Genomic DNA, 17,235 nt, shown 5'->3' on the forward strand with positions numbered 1-17,235 from the left:
GTCGTGTTCGAGCAGCCGGAGCTGGAGAGTATCCAGCAGGTCCGGGTAGCGGAACTCGATGCCGAGGCGCTGGAACGTCGGGCGGCGCAGCGTGATCGCGACACATGGGAGCGCGACGCGCTGCGCCATGCCGTGCGCAATCCGGAGCCACCCGCCCCGCAAGATCCGTCCAATCCAGACCAGGATGCGGCATCGCCCGCTGATCCGGACGCACCCGACGGTGGGCCAGATATTGACCGATGAATCATCAAACTGAGAGAAGAAAATGAACCAGCTTGCACACATCGACCGCGACGGCCCGGTTGCGGTCGCGCCTGGCGCAATTTTCAGCGGCACTGCATCGCAGATCGTGAATCTGTCGACCTAGATCAAGCCGTCGGCGCGGTTGTCGCCGGTGTGCATGGTTGCAGAGGGGCGGCCGTATTTCGACTTTGCGTGTCCGGAGCGGTCTGCGGGCCGCCGGATCATTAAACGCAACGCAGCTAATACGACTTATCAGGATTGAAACGGCCGGAAAACGCCGGAATGAATGACGCGCAGCCGTTCTCACCGCCAGCAGTGAATCGAGAGGGATCGATAGTCAGAGCTATCTACCCCTTCGTTTGCGGACGGTAGTCCGAGTAGGAGCCGGACGGCGTCGCCGGATCGCATCATGTGGTGATGGACGCGGTGCGCCGACTGTGAACTGAGGACGCGGGACTGGATCGCTGTAGTAGTCCGCAGGCGCGAAGCGCGCGGCCACGCGCAATGGAAGACGTTGACAACGCAGAGACGTGCGACCCTCGGGAAAGACTGGACCTCCGGCGCAGAACCCGGAAGTTGACGTTTCTCCGTCAGCGTCTTGGACCCGTGCACGGCCCCAGACGAATTCTCCCGGTGCGTGCCCGGCACGACAGGAAGACGGGCCTGTCGCGGACCACTTGCCGCTGCGTGCCGATTGCGCGGAGGCGCGCCGATCAGGTAGGGTGACGAGATTTCAACCACAACGAGAGGTCACAATGAACAAGCAGGAACTGGTGGATGCAGTCGCCGCGAAGACCGGCGCAAGCAAGGCGGCCGCCGGCGAGGCGATCGATGCGTTTATCGGCACGGTCACCGCAGCCGTCACGAAAGGTGACACCGTGCAGCTGATCGGCTTTGGCTCGTTTTCGACGGGGGCGCGCGCCGCGCGCGTCGGCCGCAATCCGGCAACCGGCGCCGAAATCCAGATCGCGGCGGCGAAGACAGTGAAGTTCACGGCGGGCAAGGCGTTCAAGGACGCCGTGAACGGCGGCTAACATCGCGCACAAGCCGTCGGCCGGATTTCTGCCGCTGGCGGCAGGGTCGCAGCTACAGGTGGTGGTGCCAGCAACGGCACGGCGTGATCGGGCAACGCCTGGACCCCGGTCGGCCGGCCTGGTAGGATCAGTGCGAGATGCCGCGACTACTGCGGCCCCTGCGATTCGCTGCACATCTATATAGATCGCCGTATGGAAAAGAAACGATCGCGGACCGGGCGCGAAATCTCGTGCCCAACGATCGGCGCGTTACTGCGCTACCGGACGCGCATCGTGCGCGTCATTGCGGAAGCCCGCGGGCAACGCGCGATGATCGAGTCGCTCGACACCACAGGCAGGACCTTCGTGAGCACGGTGAAGTGGGTCAGCCTGCGTGAACTGGGTAATCAGCTTTTCTGAAGCTGGATATCCTCGTGCGATCGGTCAGTCATTCCGGGATGCCTGCGGATCAGATACCTCGACTCTCCAGCATCGATATGGCCGCCGACGCCCGATCGTGGCAAGCGCGTGCTCATCCCATCACACTGGATGCGGAAATTTGCTACTCGTATACTGGCGCTGACATCGGGAAAGGAAAGTGTATGAGGCGCGTAGTTGTCCGGCGGTCTCCAGTTCACGGCAAAGGCGTGTTCGCCTTGCACGCGCTCGCGGCGGTCGAACGGGTGCTTGAATACAAGGGTGAAATCACCTCGTGGCGCAATGCGGTGCGCCGTCACCAGCATGAAGGCGTCGAAGGACACACATTTCTTTTTGGCCTGTCGGATGGGCGGGTGATCGACGGCAGCCTTGGCGGCAACAGCGCGCGGTGGCTCAATCACGCCTGTGCGCCGAACTGCGAGACCGTCGAGGATGAGGGACGGATTTTCATCTACACGCTCCGGCCAGTCGACGCAGGCGAAGAGCTTTTCATCGACTATCTGCTGGCAATCGACAGCACCGTAGACGAAGCGGCTCGTGCTCAGTATGCATGCGCTTGTGCGTCTGTCGGGTGTCGTCGGTCGATGCTGGCTGTCGTGGCGTGATGGGAAGCCAAGCTGGGCGGTCGCCAGTTCCCCATTTGCGATGATCGAAAAGGGCTGAGGTGCCCGCCTCCATCCGGAAATGCACACTCCTGATACCCGAAGTTATCAGAAGTGGCGATTCCTAGTCTGAGGCGTCAGTCCGCGAGTTTTCGTCGCCGGCGAGGCACACTCGTGCACGCGGAGAGGCGAGGAGGGCACTTGCGCAGCCCGGTGCACCGTCGTCGGCTTGCGGTGACGCCGTCAGCAATAACCAAACGCGGACAGGCCACGCGTTGGCAGTCCGGCTGCCTTCTGGGAGTTTCTGGGAGGTTTCTGAGGCGGCGCCTGAGGAACGTTGCCTTGGGAAGTCGGGCGGGGAGAAGCCGACGGGCAGCGGTAGGTGACTTGGCGCGCTTCGGGTTCCGCGGAGCGGAAGCGGCGCACCCGGATGAGAGCAGACGGTCGACCGTTGCGTGGGGCTTAAGGTACTGCGCGAACGTTGGCAGTCGTTTTCGGCTGGGTTCCTGATCCAGTCGGGCAACTGTGGAGGCCAGAATCCCAGAAACGGATTGTTGCGCCATTCCACCCCGCGATTTTGGCAAATCGCCGGAGCGCGGCGCTGGACTTGTGAAACGAATTTCGATCTCGATTTTCAATTTGGCTCTTTAACTACAGCTCACTTCGGCGGTGGGGTGACCGAAACCGCGGTCAATTTTGGGCTGCGCATCGAGCCTTGCCCTCACTTGCGTCGTGTTTGGTCCGTCGGCGAAAGCAGGTGCCGATATTGCTATTCCGTTCCCGCCAGCTTCCCGCTCTCGACGATGTAAGCCACGTCACAACCTAATGAAGTCAATAAACAGTTAATATTCCGCGGCGGCGACCACCGACTTTGGATAGAGCGCCGACGCTGCGATCAAGGCAGCGTCACGCAGTGCCGCAGTTGCGCAATTGCGCAACTGCGCAACTGCGCAACTGCGGAGGGCGCCGGTCTGTAGGTGGGCTTCACGAAGTCAACAAACGTTAGTCGCACCGATGTCCGAGGCCAATGGATCGGCGTTCACTTTTTTCGTGTGCCCGGTGGACCACGTCGCGGTAGGGGATTATCGACCGATCACGGGGTTCACCTGAAAAGCTGAATTTCCGGTTCGCAGGGGAAACAGACGTGGCGGCAGATTGTTCAATCTTGGCAAGCACCCAAGCAGCACGCCTTCATTAAATTTGGAATTGATGCTGTCAGACGTTCAAACAAAAGCGGCGGTCGCCAGAGAATAGCTTTGCTCGCGCACGATGCCCGTTTTATGACTTGATCGAGTGTCTACAGTGAGCGCAGAGGGGGGAAAGTGGCAGCAGTTTTCATACACTTGTCGGACATTCATTTCGGTCAGGAAAAGGATGGAGGGCTTGTCTTCACGAACGACGACGCGAAGAAACGGTTGCTTGACGACGCCGCTGAGGAGATCGCCAAGCTCGGGACAAGTGCATCCGGCATCATCTTGACCGGGGACATCGCCTATTCTGCGAAGTATGAGGAATATGTGAAGGCGGGCGAGTGGCTGGACCAGCTGGCGGAGCGCGTCGGTTGCAGCCGCCTTGCCATTCAGATGGTCCCCGGCAACCACGACATTGATCGTGACGCCATCACCCCCGTGGTGAAGTTCCATCTTGACGCGATCCGCGAGCATGGCGACAAGATGCTGGACATGCTCCTGGACGACGATGGACAGCGCGAGGCGCTATACGAGCGCTTCGCCGCGTACAGGGACTTTTCGAGCGGTTATGGATGCGATCTCGACGTGGGCGGTGTTTACTCGGCAGACGTTGCGGTCGCCGTGGCTCCGGGCCGTACCGTCCGCTTCGTACGACTGAACTCGGCGTTGATCTGCTCGCGCAAGGACGACAGGGGGAGGCTGATATTGGGCGCGCGCCAGCGTGTGTTCGACGCGATAGACGGCGAGGAGATGGTTGTACTCGTCCACCACCCGCTCAACTGGCTCCAGGATTCTAACGAGGCAGCTCGGTACTTCAAGTCGCGCGCTCGCGTGATCATCTCAGGGCACGAGCACTTCCCATCGTTGGACATCAAGCCGGTTGAGGAACGCTGCGATCTCCTTATGCTTGCCGCCGGCGCAACTGCGCCAGACGACATCGACGAAAAGTACACTTACAAGTACAACATCATAACGTTCGACTGGGACGAGGCCGCGGACGCTCTGGCTGTAACCATCAACCCGCGAACCTGGAATCCGGAGATGAAGCGCTTCGAGCGGGATGCCATTTTTCTCGAAGGCAGGTCGGAGCGCAATGTCCTTGGGTCACCCTACTTCCGTAGGGGGGGGCCGCCGGTCGTGTCGATGCAGACCCGGATGTTCGAGCCGCCGCAGGTTCGACCGGTCGCGAACCGGGTCACAGGATCGAAGGAGGCTGACTTGTCGATGCCCAACGACGTTCGCCTGGTCCGTCTGCGCTTTTTCCGGGATATACCGGAAGAGCGCCGTAGGCGCATCCTAGTCGAACTAGACGCGATACCCGCCGATCTGACGGACCGTCTTGATCACACCACCGAGCAACGGTTTTTCGCGAAGCTAGTCTCGCGAGGGCAGTTGGATAAATTGTCGGCCGCGATAGACGCGGCGATTCTAGAACAGAAGCAGGGGGATACTGAATGAGCGTGATGGCGAAGTACGTCAGGATTTTCTGGCCCGATCCCAAGGACGAAGATGTCCATCGTCGTAACGCTGCCGTTGCGACGATCCAGGCGTGGATATCGGCGTTGGACGATTCGTGGGCAGCTATCCGATTGGCCTCGGCGCTGGCTGATAGTGTCGCCGATGGGCAGGCCTGTGATACGTTTGCGCTCAAAGTGGAGCAGGCGATCGTGGATGCAGGGAGCGCCGCGTTCGTGCGCGACAACAGCGATCTCGAAATCGTCGTTGTGGCGCTGGTGTCCGCCTTAGACCTCGTTCGACGAGAGCCGGATGAAACTGTCGGAGCCCCGGTTGACGCCTTGGCGGCAGCACTCTGGTCAGCGCTGTCGTTCCAGCCCACCATCTTGCAGGAACCGATTGAGCTTCTGCGTCAGGAAGTGCTCGTCGCGGCGCGCGAGCGGACGATGCTGATCGCTGAGCGGTCTCGCAAGCGGGTGCCGGTCCCGGAGATTGGACCGCTCGTGCTGCCGGAGGCTCAGCCTACGGGTTCGCGGGCGAACGCTGTCTACCGCAAAGCTACTGAGCCGCTGGTCAAAGCCTTGCGGGAGAATGCCGAGCTGGACCGGGAGGAGCTCGAGTTCCTGTGGTGGACAATCGAGGACTGGAGCGACGCACTTGACGGCCGTCTCTCGGATGCCAATCCACTCGTCCGTGCCGTGGTCGCCGGCATCGACGGCGCCTCGAAGCTGCGGCGTTTGCCGGCATCGGGCCACCGCAACGTCGTGCTGCGCGGTGTGCCGGCCGGCAGCGCCGCCGCTTTGACCGCTCTGCTTACTGCGCTCGAGGATTATCGCTCGACCCTGGCAAAATCGATTAACGCGGATCGGGTCGGTCAATCGCCCTCAGTGTTTCCGTTGCTTGCGGGGATCGCAAGCGGGCACGCCAACCGTTCGGGCGCGGACATTGAGCGCGACGCGCGTGAATGGGGCGCGCGGGCACTCCTGGAGAGCGGGATCCTCCAAGTCAAAATGCTGGGAGGCGGTTGATGATGGAGCTGGGCGCATGCCGACTAGGCGAATGCACGTTCAACGTGACAGGTGCGTGTGTGCTAAACCATCCGGTCGAGCAATGCCCGAACCGGAGTGATCCAGGCGAGACTGGGGGTGACATCAAGGAAGGCGACGAGATCGACGAGAGCGGTCGTGCAGCAAGTCCTTCGACGACAGGGCGATCCCCGGCCGATCTGGGCAGCGCGGTCCTGAGTCGCCCGGACGAGATGCCAAGGTTACCATCGAGCCTGACGATGGGACTTGAGGAGGCAACGTCCCTCATGTCGAGGCGGCACACGACGATGGTCGGCATCTTGGGGCTGCCTGATTCTGGCAAGACTGCCTGCTTGGTTAGCGCGTATCTGCTTCTCGCCAGGGGTAAGTTCGAGGGGTACGACTATGCCGACAGCGCCTCGTTGATGGCGTTCGAGCAGATCGCGCGCGGCAGCCGTCTCTGGACGAAGGGGGACGAACCGGCGCAGCTGACAACGCATACCGAGATGGCCGACGATAGGCAGGCGGGATTCCTCCACTTCAGGTTGCGCCGCCAGAAGGACGGCCGATTCTTCGACATGTTGATGCCAGATCTCCCGGGCGAATGGTCGAGGGCGCTGATCGACAAGACTGACAGTGACCGCTTCGCATTCTTGGGATCCGTGTCAGTGATCTGGCTGATGGTTGACGGCCGTGCGTTCGCTGATCCAAAGAAGAAGAGGTATGCGACATATCGGGCCGAGACGCTTGTAGAACGCCTGTCCGCGATTCTTCCTACGCCTCGGCCACGGATCATCCTCGTCCCTAGCTGGCGGGACATCGGTGCATTCCCGACGGATGCATATCAAAGCATATGCGAGGAGGGCCTTAGGTACGACATGAAGATCGCGCTCGCGCCAATCGCTTCGTTTTCCTTTGGGGAGATTCCGCCCGGCTCCGGTGTGGCATCCCTCATCGACATGACGCTGAGCCACGATCGGCCGCCGCCCGATTTCTGGCCGGACGATCAAAGCGCGGGTACGAGAACGCTTAGCTGCTTCAGGAGCGCCGCATGACACGGAGGTCGATAGTGTTATTGGGCGGCCCGGATTCGGGCAAGACCAATTACATCGGGCGGCTCTGGCCGTCGTTCAAGAAGCGCAAAGGCGTTCTGCGGGCCGAACGGCTTCCGGACGACATCGCCTATGTCGACGGGGCCGTCGAACACCTGATGCAGGGTAGTTTCGCGCCCCGTTCCGACAGAAATCTGGAGGTCGGCCGCGCGGACTTCTCGATCAGCGTGCGAGGTGCGAACGGCCAAGGCAATCTGACTGAGCTGATGGTGCCGGACATCTCGGGCGAGTTGTGGACGCGAACCGTTGCTACGTTTGAGATTTCTCAAGAATGGCTCGACGTTCTGAACGAGGCCGAGGGCGCCGTGGTCTTCGTGCGGGCGCGTTCCGATCAGATCGTCCAGCCGCTTGACTGGGTGACCGCGCGCAACATCCTGCGATTGGATGCGGAGGATGATGAATCCGTCGCCGGACCAGAGGCGGCGGTCGGCGACGAACAAATGGCCGCGGTGGAAGCCGAGCAGTCCCTTTCTGGTGACGACGCCTCGAACGTTGTGGAAGTGCCATCGGAACCCGATCTGCCGACCCAAGTCGTCCTCTGCGAACTGCTGCGCTATCTTTATTTATATCTTGCTGACCGTGTTGATGGAGGGCGCCCGCACGTAGCCGTCGTTGTGGCCGCATGGGACCTGCTTGACCCCGAGGTTCGCGCCGCTGGGCCCATGGCGTATCTCAAGCGGGAGTTCCCGTTGTTCGCCGGCCGCCTCGCGGATACCGGCCGGTTGGACGTGCGGCTGTTCGGACTCTCGGTGGTCGGAGGGGATCTCGAGGATGACGAGGAGTTTCGCAACCGCTTCCTTGAACGTGACATCTCGGAGCAGGGCTGGGTCGTCGTCAACGACGGGGACGGCCTGAGGACCGATGAGGACGTGATGTTGCCTATAGCTTGGGCGATGGGGGAGTAGATTGACCGGATTCGACCAGCAGCTTCATGGCTATCGGCAGGGGCATCAGCTCCTGTCAAGCACCATCCGGCTTCCCAAACCCGATCAGGATCTGATCGACCGTCTGTCCGACGTCGCCGGCCCACTTTCGCCGGGCGAACGCTTCTCGCCTTATCTCACGCTGTACCCCCTGCCGAGCGAGACGCACTATGTTGTGGCCCGTACTTGGCAGGACTTGGAGGCGCCGCGGGCGGGATGCGTACGCACCCGTAGCGTTTTGGTGCCGATGTCTGAGTGGCAGGAGTTGCAGGACATAGCGTCGATCGTCGCAGTGGCGACCGAGGCCGGTTCGGACAACCCGGCCGAGCGTCGAGCGTCTGCGGCCGTCGCGTCCCTGCTTCCGCCGATCGAACCGTCGCACGGGATAGAACTGATTGAGGCGTTGTTTCTCGAGGAGCGCGCACCGATAGTCGTGTTCGACGCGGAGGCACCCGAGCCGCTTGCGCTCCGCTTGACGACCGCACTCTGGCCCGGTTTTCGCCGAACCTTCAGTATGTCGACCTTCGCCCGATCGCCGCGGACGATCGGCCGTAAAAGCTTCGATCTCGTGTTTGCATCTAAGGAAGCTAGGGCCCGGTTCGCCGACTGGAAGGGGCGTCGAATTGACGGAAGAAAGCGCGAACAAGCACGGCATCCGTGGTCCGCGCCCATTGTCGACAAGATCCTCAGCGCGCCGGTTCCGTCGCTCAAGAGCCTAGACGCGCTCGGCGAGATGTCATCGGACGGCGTTGGCAGCGAGTCGGCGCTGCGGGTCTCGATGCTGTGGGATGATCTGCGCCGCAAGCTGCCGAAATCGCCGACTGCGGCCTTGGGCATGCTCGATATTGCGAACACTCGCAGGGTCCGACAGGTCGATCTAATACGTGAACTTGAGCCCGCGCTCGCCCGGTCGGCCGCTATGGCGGCGACTACTATGCAGGCGGAGGATGCTTGGCGATTTCTGGGCGCGCTCATTCAGAAGCTTGAGGGCCTTCTCCCGACGTTGTCGCTCGAGAAGCCCATTCGGGATGCCGCTGTCGATCTCGCATCGCGCCATCCGATTGAGACCTTGGATGTGATCTCGGCACTGAACCTTGAGCCTCAGAAAGCGCTGCTGGTGAGCGCGGCTGCGGATGGACTCTCGCGATCCCTAAATGTCGACGTCGCTCAAATGCTTAGTCGTCTTGATGCGAAGAATCTTCTTGATCTGATGTTCGCTAGTGCTTCATTGGCGAAGGGGACGCTAGGGAGGTACCCGATCTTCTCCTCTGCGCTGGCGGCAGCGCTCCGGACCGCCGACGACTGTGTGCGTGCGGAGGCAATTCGGCTGCTGCTTGGGCTTCTTGTCGACGATTGCCAAGTCGAGCCCGCGCGGATGCTTATTAACGACCTGGACGCCGATGGTTTGGTTAAGGAAGCCCGACACCTCCACGCCGTCAACGGACTGAGCTCGACTGAAATCCGGGGCGTCCTCGTCGAACGCGCAAGGGCACTTCGAGCGGACGCTGTCTTTCGCGACGCTGTGAGTGAGATGGGCGCGAGCGCTGGAAGAGACGCGCTTTTGGAGGCGATGTTGCGTCCGATACCGGCGGATATGGATTGGCTCGTTACCAGTCCCGCACTGAAGGACAGCCGGCGGAACGAGTTGATTCGCTTCCTGCTCGCCGAGGCTAATTTACTGGAGCTGCGTGGCATGCTGGCCGACCAGCGCATGTTGACTAGGTCCATCGCCTTGCTGAATGCTTCGGACGAATCGGACGCGGAGCTCCTCACCCGCATTGTCTGCAACGTAGCCATGCCGAGTCGCGACTACGTCACTCTTGTGGTTGCGCTGCTCCCGACGCTGAAGGTCGGCACCAGCACGGAACTCGTCAACAAGGCGATCGAACTCGCCTTGCCGCAAGAGCCGAACGAGGTTTCGTCCGCCATTCTGGATCGACTGCTGTCGGCGGCCGGTGACAAGCTGAACGGCGTAAGGGCAATGCGTGCAGGGTTGCAGCGAGGAGTTTCGTCGGCCGCCGCGTCGCGAAATCTCATGGCCTTCGGCCGCGCCCCCAACGCTGCTCGCAGGCCCATGTTTAATGGTGTCGAGGAGATGGCGAATGCCTTGGCGGGTCGCCGCCAGTTGGACATATCCAAGGAGGCGGCTGAAATCGTCGCAAACCTTCTGTGGGAATCCGGATCGGTGACAGCGAATGGTTTTATGCGGGCGTCGGCCACGCTTCTGCCAATCGCACTCGATGAAAAGCGCGAGGTCGCTTCACCCTTGATCGCAGCAGCGTTTCCGCCTGTGTATCGTGAACTCACAAAGGATAGTGCGCTCGCTCTGCTGAGCTTAATGTTCGTTTTCCTCGATTGGGACAAGTGCAAGAGCGCGCGACGGCGCCTTGTTGACGCCTACTTCCAATCGGAATGGCGGATATCCGACATCGCCATTGCAGCCGCGCGGGCCGGCGATCCTGTCCGCATCTTGGGCAGAATTGCTCGGGAGCAAGGCGGAAAGCGGGTGCTTCGGGATCTGGGTGACAACTTAAAGCACGTCCCGGATGAAGTGCGTGAGCTCATCCGCGCGGCTCTCAAGGAGCTCGGGCTGAGCTGAGTCTGACACATCCCTGCTTAGGGGCGGTTAAGGAAGCTGTTGTTGCAGTCCGTTAATTCTGCTAGCGATGTCCACAGAATTTGCTAATGGGAGATGAGCCACAAAGCCCGCCAGGCATGGCGACGAGGGAAGATTGCCAGTAGTGTCACCCGTTGCGTTCCCGCAACGGGTGAGCGGGAGGATGTTCGTTAATTCTGCTAGCGCGTTCGTCATGTTCTCTAATTCGGCGAATGTGGCTGCCGATCGACGCGACAGGTCCGCGAGCCACAAGCGGCGGCAAGGGAGATTGACGAAGATCATTTATTTCGATATTCAGGCGGTCCCATTCTTTTGAGGTGAACGAAAACGCCATACAGGGCTGGACTTTTTGCATTATATCGGAGTACCAATTAAATGCCTGCTTGGACGGCGACAACCGAAGTGCGGTGTGCGCCTAGTTAGTCATTCCGGGCAGAGTGTTTCTGTACCGCTGGAAAAGCCACGCTAGCAGAATTAATGGACACCATTGGCGCCCTTATGGGCACCGCTAGCAGAATTAGCGATCTTCAACAGCAGCAGGCAGGTCACGTAGGGCTGCCTCGGACGCAGCGCGGACGCTGCCCTTTCCGCAAATGCGCCAACGGCCAGAGCACCAACAGTCCCGCCAGCCCAGACGCATTTCCAGAAACGCCGCCAGCGCAAGCTGCGGAGGGGAAGGTCGTGGTCGCCGATACAGCTGTTGGTGTCCGTTAATTCTGCTAGCGATGTCCACAGCATTTGCTAATGGGAGATGAGCCGCAGGGCCCGCCAGGCATGGCGACGAGGTAAGATTGCCAGTGGTGTCATCCGTTGCGTTCCGGCAACGGGCGAGCAGGAGGATGTTCGTTAATTCTGCTAGCGCGTTCGGCGTGTTCTCTAATTCGGCTAATGTGCCTGCCGATCGACGCGACAGGTTCGCGAGCCACAGGCGGCGGCAAGCAATATTGACGAAGGTCATTTATTTCGATATTCGGGCGGTGCCAATCTTTTGAGGTGAACGAAAACGCCATACGAGTCGTAACTTTTGCTTTGTGTCGGATTCCTTATCAAATGCGTGCTTGGACGTCGACAACCGAAGTGTCGTGCTGCGTCTCGTTAGTCGTTCCGGGCAGTGCGTTCATGTTCCGATGGAAAAGCCACGCTAGCGGAATTAACGGACGCCATTAGCGCCCTTATGGGCACCGCTAGCAGAATTAGCGATCTTCAACAGCTGTTTGAGCGTTACCCCAGGCTCACTGCTTGGCTCGTGCTGCAGATCAGACAGCACCGCGTGACACTCAGGCAGATGCCTTCGAACGACGGCATCCGGATCCGGTAGCACGGTTTGCGGGCTTTGCACGAGAGATTTCTGCAGGAGTGCCGGCAACTGGGCTTGACGGCCGCCGATTATCCGTTCAACACCGCGGGGCGCGCGATACGGTCGCTGTCCTCGCGGGTGTCGACGTGTCGGCCCCACGGTGGAAGAGCGAATGGCTTGATCCCGAAGCTGAATACTGCACGGCGCATCATAGCCTGCCGGAAACGGTCCCTGCATCGATATTTGGAAAAGTCGCCAACTTCGGTGCTGCACTGCGCGCGATATCTCGCTATCGAACTCCTCGATTTCCCAGCAATGGATGGCTACGCTAGCGACGTTATTGAACTTGCTAGCGCCTCTGTGAACATTGCTAGCGCCCATTGTGGGCGCCAACAGAAAGAGCACTGATTCGGTTCGATCTCAGACCACACGGTCGACCTCTCGTCCAGAAAGGTGCACCTATCGTCGCCTTGCTCCCGAGCAACATGCGCATTCGCCGAGTCCTGCCCCGCCAACCCGAAGGATGCAGTGCAGCAACGCGGACACCGTCGCCCGCTGTTCTTCGCCGGGTAACCCAAGAGTGCGAACCTATTGGGGCTTCGCGCAACCGGCTGACACCTGACGAACGATCTTCCGTATCCCCGATGAGTGACAATTGCCCGCAGATGCAAACGCAGAAGTGGCTTGGCGCATCGAAGACAAAGATGCCGTGCAATGTCGCGGCGCAAAAAACATGCTAGCGCGACAAGGTTCGCCAATTAACGGCTCGCGATTGGTACGCGCCTGCGAGCCTTGATCTTGCCATCGATTTGAGGAATGAACTCTTCCTTGAATAGATTGCGTATGACGTTCATAAATTCTGTCACGATGGTCGAGCGCGGCTGATGCGCTGGAAGCACCATGGCAACCTCATACGACACTGCGGGTTCCAGCCGGCGGCATACCGTCCCGGGGTACCGCGTGTAAGTGGCGGAGAATGGGTCACATACCGTCAACCCTAGGCCGCCCGCCACCATTCGGCAGGCTGAATGTGCCAGGGTACTTTCGACCGGCCGTTCACAGATCACTCCGGCTGCGTCCATCGCCATCTCCAGTCGCATCCGTATAGGACTATTGACGCTAAGAGAGATCAGAGGCTGGCCATGCAAATCGTCGATCCTGATGATTTTTTTTCTTGCAAGCGCGTGGGTGCTGGGAAGCACACACACCGCTTCGACAGCAGGGAACGGGATGATATCGATCCCTGGATATTCGCCCCCCATGAGTTGCACAAAACCGATATCCACCTGGTTAGCGGCGGTCAGTTCCAGAATGCTTAACGAAGGCATCATGCTCAGCGATGTGGTAACGCCTGGGCGGCTGCGGGAAAAACGGCACACCCCTTCCGCGAGGACGCTGAGACCTAATGCGGTCATCGAGGCGATCCGCAGGGTGCCGGTACGTAGCGCCTTCAGGTCGCCCGCCACGCGCTCGATGTGTTCGATACCCTGGTAAAAGCGGTCCACCTCGCTAAACAGACGTAAAGCTTCTGCGCCCGGTATCAAACGGTTGCCTTCCCGGCGAAACAGGCGCAAACCTAACGAATGCTCGAAGTCCTTGATCAGCCGGCTGACGGCAGGCTGGCTGATCTTCAGCATCTCTGCGGCGATCGTCATGCTGCCGGTCACCATGACTTTACGAAAGGCCTCAAGTTGTCGGGGATTCAGTTGCATGAGCGGGTGACATCAAGTTCGAGAGCGCGAAAATGGAAGCATAACATTCCCTTATGCGCGTCCAACGTTTTGGGGGTTTGCGAAAGGCATATTGGACGGCAATCATCTGTGCCATAGCTCGTTGAATAAACAAATCGGGAGACGCCTTGCTGAACTACGCCATTCGCCGCCTGTTGCTGCTGCCACTCATGCTGGTGGGAGTATCGCTCTCGGTATTCATGATGCTGCACTTCATACCCGGCGATCCGGCTCGGCTGGCAGCCGGCCCGGATGCGACGGAGGCGGACGTGCAGCAGATCCGGGAGAACTACGGCCTGGATCGCCCACTGATGACGCAGTACTTCATCTATCTCCGCAAACTCTCACATGGAGATCTCGGCGATTCGTTCCAGACCTATACCCCTGTTAGCGAAGGCATCGCCCGGACTTTGCCCGCAACCCTCGAGCTGACCGCGGCCGGTATGTTGATAGCGGTGCTGCTTGGCGTGCCGTTGGGAATCGCGGCGTCGGTTCGACCGCGAGGGCTTATCGACAACTGTCTCACGACACTGGCTGTCTTGGGGATTTCCCTGCCAGGGTTCTTCCTTGGCCTGCTCCTCATGCTGTTTTTTTCCGTACAGCTGGAATGGTTGCCTCCGACCGGCCGAGGAGGCTGGTCGCACCTTTTCATGCCCGCACTGACCTTGGGTCTGCCGTATGTCGCGACCTTCTCACGTCTCACTCGGTCGACCATGCTGGACGTGCTGGGCGAGGACTACATCCGCACCGCCTATGCCAAAGGCGTGTCTCCATTAAATGTCGTGTTCAGGCATGCGCTGTCGAATGCGGCTATCCCGCTTGTCACGGTGTTTGGTATGGACTTTGGCCGGTTGCTAGGTGGGGCGGTGATCGTTGAGACCGTGTTTGCCTGGCCTGGGATGGGGCGGTTCATGATCGACGCGATCGTTGCTCGCGACATATACGTGGTGCAAGGGACGATTCTCGCTTTCGCCACGTTGGTAGTTCTTGTTAACCTGCTTGTGGACCTTGTGTATGGAATCCTCGACCCTCGTATCGCATACGCCTGACACGGCGGGCCTGGAGTTGCGCTCGCCACGCGGTGGATTTATTCGCTTCCTGACTACGCGTCGACGTTGGGTCGCAATCGTGGCGCTGTCGATCATCATCGTATTTGTGCTGGCCGCGGCAGCGGCGCCATGGCTTTTTGACTGGAAGGCGGTCACAGAGGTCCATCTGTCCCGGTCTCTCACGTCGCCGGATTCATCCTTCTGGCTCGGTACAGATCAGATGGGGCGGGACCTTCTGGGGCGCATTATCTGGGGAGCGCGGATTACCTTGACCGTCGCGTTCGGAAGCGTGGCGATCGCTGTTCTGGCGGGAGTTGGGCTAGGCGCGATATGTGGCTACTACTCGGGTGTCGTGCCGAGCGCGATCATGCGGCTGACCGACTTCATGATCGCATTTCCTCGCACGCTCGTTGCAATCATGGTGATCGCGGTGGCCGGCAACAGTGTTCTCAGCCTCACCCTTGCAATAGCGATTTCCACCATTCCGGTGTACGTGCGGTTTTTTGCCGCCCCGGTCAAGGCGCTAAAGCAGCGTGAGTTCGTACTGGCATCGAAATCGATCGGTGTCAGTGATTGGGGTCTGCTCATCACTCACATCCTGCCTAATGTCGCGTCGCTTGTGATCGTGCAGGCCACCGTTTCCATTGCCGAGGCGATTCTGATTGGCTCGGGTCTGAGCTTCCTCGGACTGGGGCCTCCGCCGCCCACGCCCGAATGGGGCGCCATGATCGCGGAGTCGCGGCCGCTTCTCATCAGCCATCCTTATGTGGTCGCTGCGCCAGGCGGTGCGTTGTTCCTGGTCATTCTTAGCTTCAATCTGGTGGGCGACGCACTGCGTGATTACGTCGATCCCAAAACCAGGTTGGCCCGTTGATCACGATTCTTTGTATCCGAACGCGTACCGCGGGTGATCAATGTGGTTTCTCGTCAAGGAATAAGTTTTCTTCCAGGCACCAAGGACAGGTTACGTATGAAGCAACGTAGTAAAGCAGCGTGTTGCCGGACGCTCATCGCGATAGTGGCTATCACCGTCGTTGCGGCTGACATGGCGAGAGCACAGATGCCCGACAGCCTGACCTACGTCGAAGGCGCGGATATCGATACCCTCGATCCGGCGGTGGAGCGAAGCACGCCATCGCATATCGTGATTTCGCACGTCTTTAACCAGTTGGTCAAATGGGACGGACCCGGTTTGGAAAAGATTGTCCCAGATCTTGCGGAATCATGGTCTACATCACCCGATGGCAAGACGTGGACCTTCAACCTGCGCAAGAACGTGAAGTTTCAGGATGGGACGCCGTTCAACGCGCAGGCAGTGAAGTTCAATCTGGACCGCATTCGCGATCCGAGACTGGGGTCGCCGAATCGTTCGTATTACGGAAGCATCGAATCAGTGGTCGCAACCGCACCGCTGGTTGTGACCATCACGACGCGGCAACCGTCGCCGACATTGCTCGAGGTTCTGGCGTCTGAATGGTCCGCAATCAGTAGTCCCACTGCCGTTCAGAAGTATGGCCGGGCTTATGGACATCATCCTGTCGGTACCGGTCCATACGAATTCGTTAGCTGGATACCCAACGATAGTGCCGTCCTGAAGCGCAGTCCGACGTATTTCGGTCCGCCATCGCGGCTTGAGAACCTTATTTTTCGACCGGTGCCGGAGGATTCCGCCCGCGTGATCGAGCTGCAGACAGGCAACGCCGATCTGGTGAGCAATCTGTCGCCCGAGTCGGCCAATGCAATCAGGAACTCCGGGAAGGTGGTGCTTTCGCGTGTGCCGAGTTCGTTCCAGGTTTTCTTCGAGATGAATGTCGCGAAGCCGCCTTTTAGCGACGCACGGATGCGGCGAGCGGTCAATATGGCAGTCGACAGGCAAGCCATCGTGAACAAGGTGCTGTTGGGATATGGCAGTGTACCCACCAGCCCGTTTCCGCAGGGCGTGCAAGGCAGACGGGCGTTCGAGCCTATCCCATATGACCCGGATGGTGCGAAGAAGCTGATCAAACAGGTGTATCCCAACGGATATTCAGGCACCGTGGTGATATGGACCACGTCGGGTCGATACACGAAGGATAGGCAAACGGCAGAAGTCGTTCAGAGCTACCTCAATGCGGTCGGACTGAAGACGGAATTCAAGGTGTGGGAGTGGGCCTCCTACCAGAAGAACCTGTACAGGCCTCTACCCGGAACCGGTACTGGAAAAGGAAGCAATGATGCAAACCTGTGGCTGTTGGGGACCGGCCTGACTAACGCAGATATCCGGCTGCGACGCAAGCTCATGAGCGGGGATCCGTCAAATCTCACAGGCTATAGCAATCCCAAGGTCGACCAGTTGCTCCGGTTGGCCGCAGTGGAGATGGATTACGACAAACGGATGGGTTATTACGGCGAGATCCAGCGCATTCTTTGGCAAGATGATCCCGTGACCATTCCGCTATTCGATCAAGTGCAAATGTTCGCAATGCGAAAGAACCTGAGAGGGCTCGTTATTTACGACGATGGAGTCGTTGATTTCAATCGGGCCACGCTGACCAAGTGAGA

At 59.7% G+C, this 17,235-nt stretch carries 13 protein-coding genes; 12 read left to right on the plus strand and 1 reads right to left on the minus strand.

From position 1 onward, the window contains the following. From P0D96_RS28955 to P0D96_RS28995, 9 genes are all read left to right on the plus strand, one after another. Nucleotides 1-243, plus strand: a 243-nt coding sequence (locus tag P0D96_RS28955; protein ID WP_408316855.1) for a hypothetical protein, incomplete at its 5' end; no start/stop codon positions are given. 722 nt (nucleotides 244-965) lie between these two features. Beyond that, entirely contained in the window at nucleotides 966-1,277 is a 312-nt protein-coding gene (locus tag P0D96_RS28960; protein WP_408316857.1) for an HU family DNA-binding protein, read from the plus strand. A 192-nt stretch (nucleotides 1,278-1,469) separates the two neighbouring features. Next, a complete protein-coding gene (locus P0D96_RS28965) occupies nucleotides 1,470-1,676 on the plus strand; it encodes a hypothetical protein (RefSeq protein WP_115779613.1) in 207 nt (68 codons plus the stop codon). Between the two features lie 182 nt (nucleotides 1,677-1,858). After that, the gene (locus P0D96_RS28970; RefSeq protein WP_408317026.1) at nucleotides 1,859-2,299 is read left to right on the plus strand and encodes an SET domain-containing protein; all 441 of its coding nucleotides are present in this window, start codon (nucleotides 1,859-1,861) and stop codon (nucleotides 2,297-2,299) included. A 1,319-nt stretch (nucleotides 2,300-3,618) separates the two neighbouring features. Continuing rightward, nucleotides 3,619-4,944, plus strand: a complete 1,326-nt coding sequence (locus P0D96_RS28975) for a metallophosphoesterase (RefSeq protein ID WP_408316859.1) — start codon at nucleotides 3,619-3,621, stop codon at nucleotides 4,942-4,944. Beyond that, a complete protein-coding gene (locus tag P0D96_RS28980) occupies nucleotides 4,941-5,969 on the plus strand; it encodes a GTPase-associated system all-helical protein GASH (protein WP_408316861.1) in 1,029 nt (342 codons plus the stop codon). Before P0D96_RS28975 ends, P0D96_RS28980 begins: the two co-directional genes overlap by 4 nt. Continuing rightward, nucleotides 5,969-7,021, plus strand: a complete 1,053-nt coding sequence (locus P0D96_RS28985) for a TRAFAC clade GTPase domain-containing protein (RefSeq protein WP_408316863.1) — start codon at nucleotides 5,969-5,971, stop codon at nucleotides 7,019-7,021. Before P0D96_RS28980 ends, P0D96_RS28985 begins: the two co-directional genes overlap by 1 nt. Then, the gene (locus tag P0D96_RS28990; protein ID WP_408316865.1) at nucleotides 7,018-7,983 is read left to right on the plus strand and encodes a TRAFAC clade GTPase domain-containing protein; all 966 of its coding nucleotides are present in this window, start codon (nucleotides 7,018-7,020) and stop codon (nucleotides 7,981-7,983) included. The genes P0D96_RS28985 and P0D96_RS28990 overlap by 4 nt, the downstream gene beginning before the upstream one ends. Before the next feature lies 1 nt (nucleotide 7,984). Next, complete coding sequence (locus P0D96_RS28995; RefSeq protein WP_408316867.1) at nucleotides 7,985-10,600, plus strand: GAP1-N1 domain-containing protein; 2,616 nt, start codon at nucleotides 7,985-7,987, stop codon at nucleotides 10,598-10,600. A gap of 2,073 nt (nucleotides 10,601-12,673) precedes the next feature. Here P0D96_RS28995 and P0D96_RS29000 read toward each other — a convergent pair. Further along, nucleotides 12,674-13,627, minus strand: a complete 954-nt coding sequence (locus P0D96_RS29000) for a LysR substrate-binding domain-containing protein (RefSeq protein ID WP_408316869.1) — start codon at nucleotides 13,625-13,627, stop codon at nucleotides 12,674-12,676. 146 nt (nucleotides 13,628-13,773) lie between these two features. Here P0D96_RS29000 and P0D96_RS29005 point away from each other — a divergent pair, with 146 nt between their 5' ends. From P0D96_RS29005 to P0D96_RS29015, 3 genes are all read left to right on the plus strand, one after another. Beyond that, nucleotides 13,774-14,694 carry an ABC transporter permease gene (locus tag P0D96_RS29005; protein WP_408316871.1) on the plus strand — a complete coding sequence of 307 codons (921 nt, stop codon included), beginning with the start codon at nucleotides 13,774-13,776 and terminating at the stop codon, nucleotides 14,692-14,694. A 79-nt stretch (nucleotides 14,695-14,773) separates the two neighbouring features. Further along, nucleotides 14,774-15,568: an ABC transporter permease gene (locus tag P0D96_RS29010; protein ID WP_408316873.1), complete on the plus strand. Its 795-nt coding sequence runs from the start codon at nucleotides 14,774-14,776 to the stop codon at nucleotides 15,566-15,568. A gap of 96 nt (nucleotides 15,569-15,664) precedes the next feature. Further along, entirely contained in the window at nucleotides 15,665-17,233 is a 1,569-nt protein-coding gene (locus tag P0D96_RS29015; RefSeq protein WP_408316875.1) for an ABC transporter substrate-binding protein, read from the plus strand. The last annotated feature ends 2 nt before the right edge of the window (nucleotides 17,234-17,235 follow it).

This window comes from Paraburkholderia sp. RL17-347-BIC-D, from assembly GCF_046027915.1.
Taxonomy (GTDB): domain Bacteria; phylum Pseudomonadota; class Gammaproteobacteria; order Burkholderiales; family Burkholderiaceae; genus Paraburkholderia.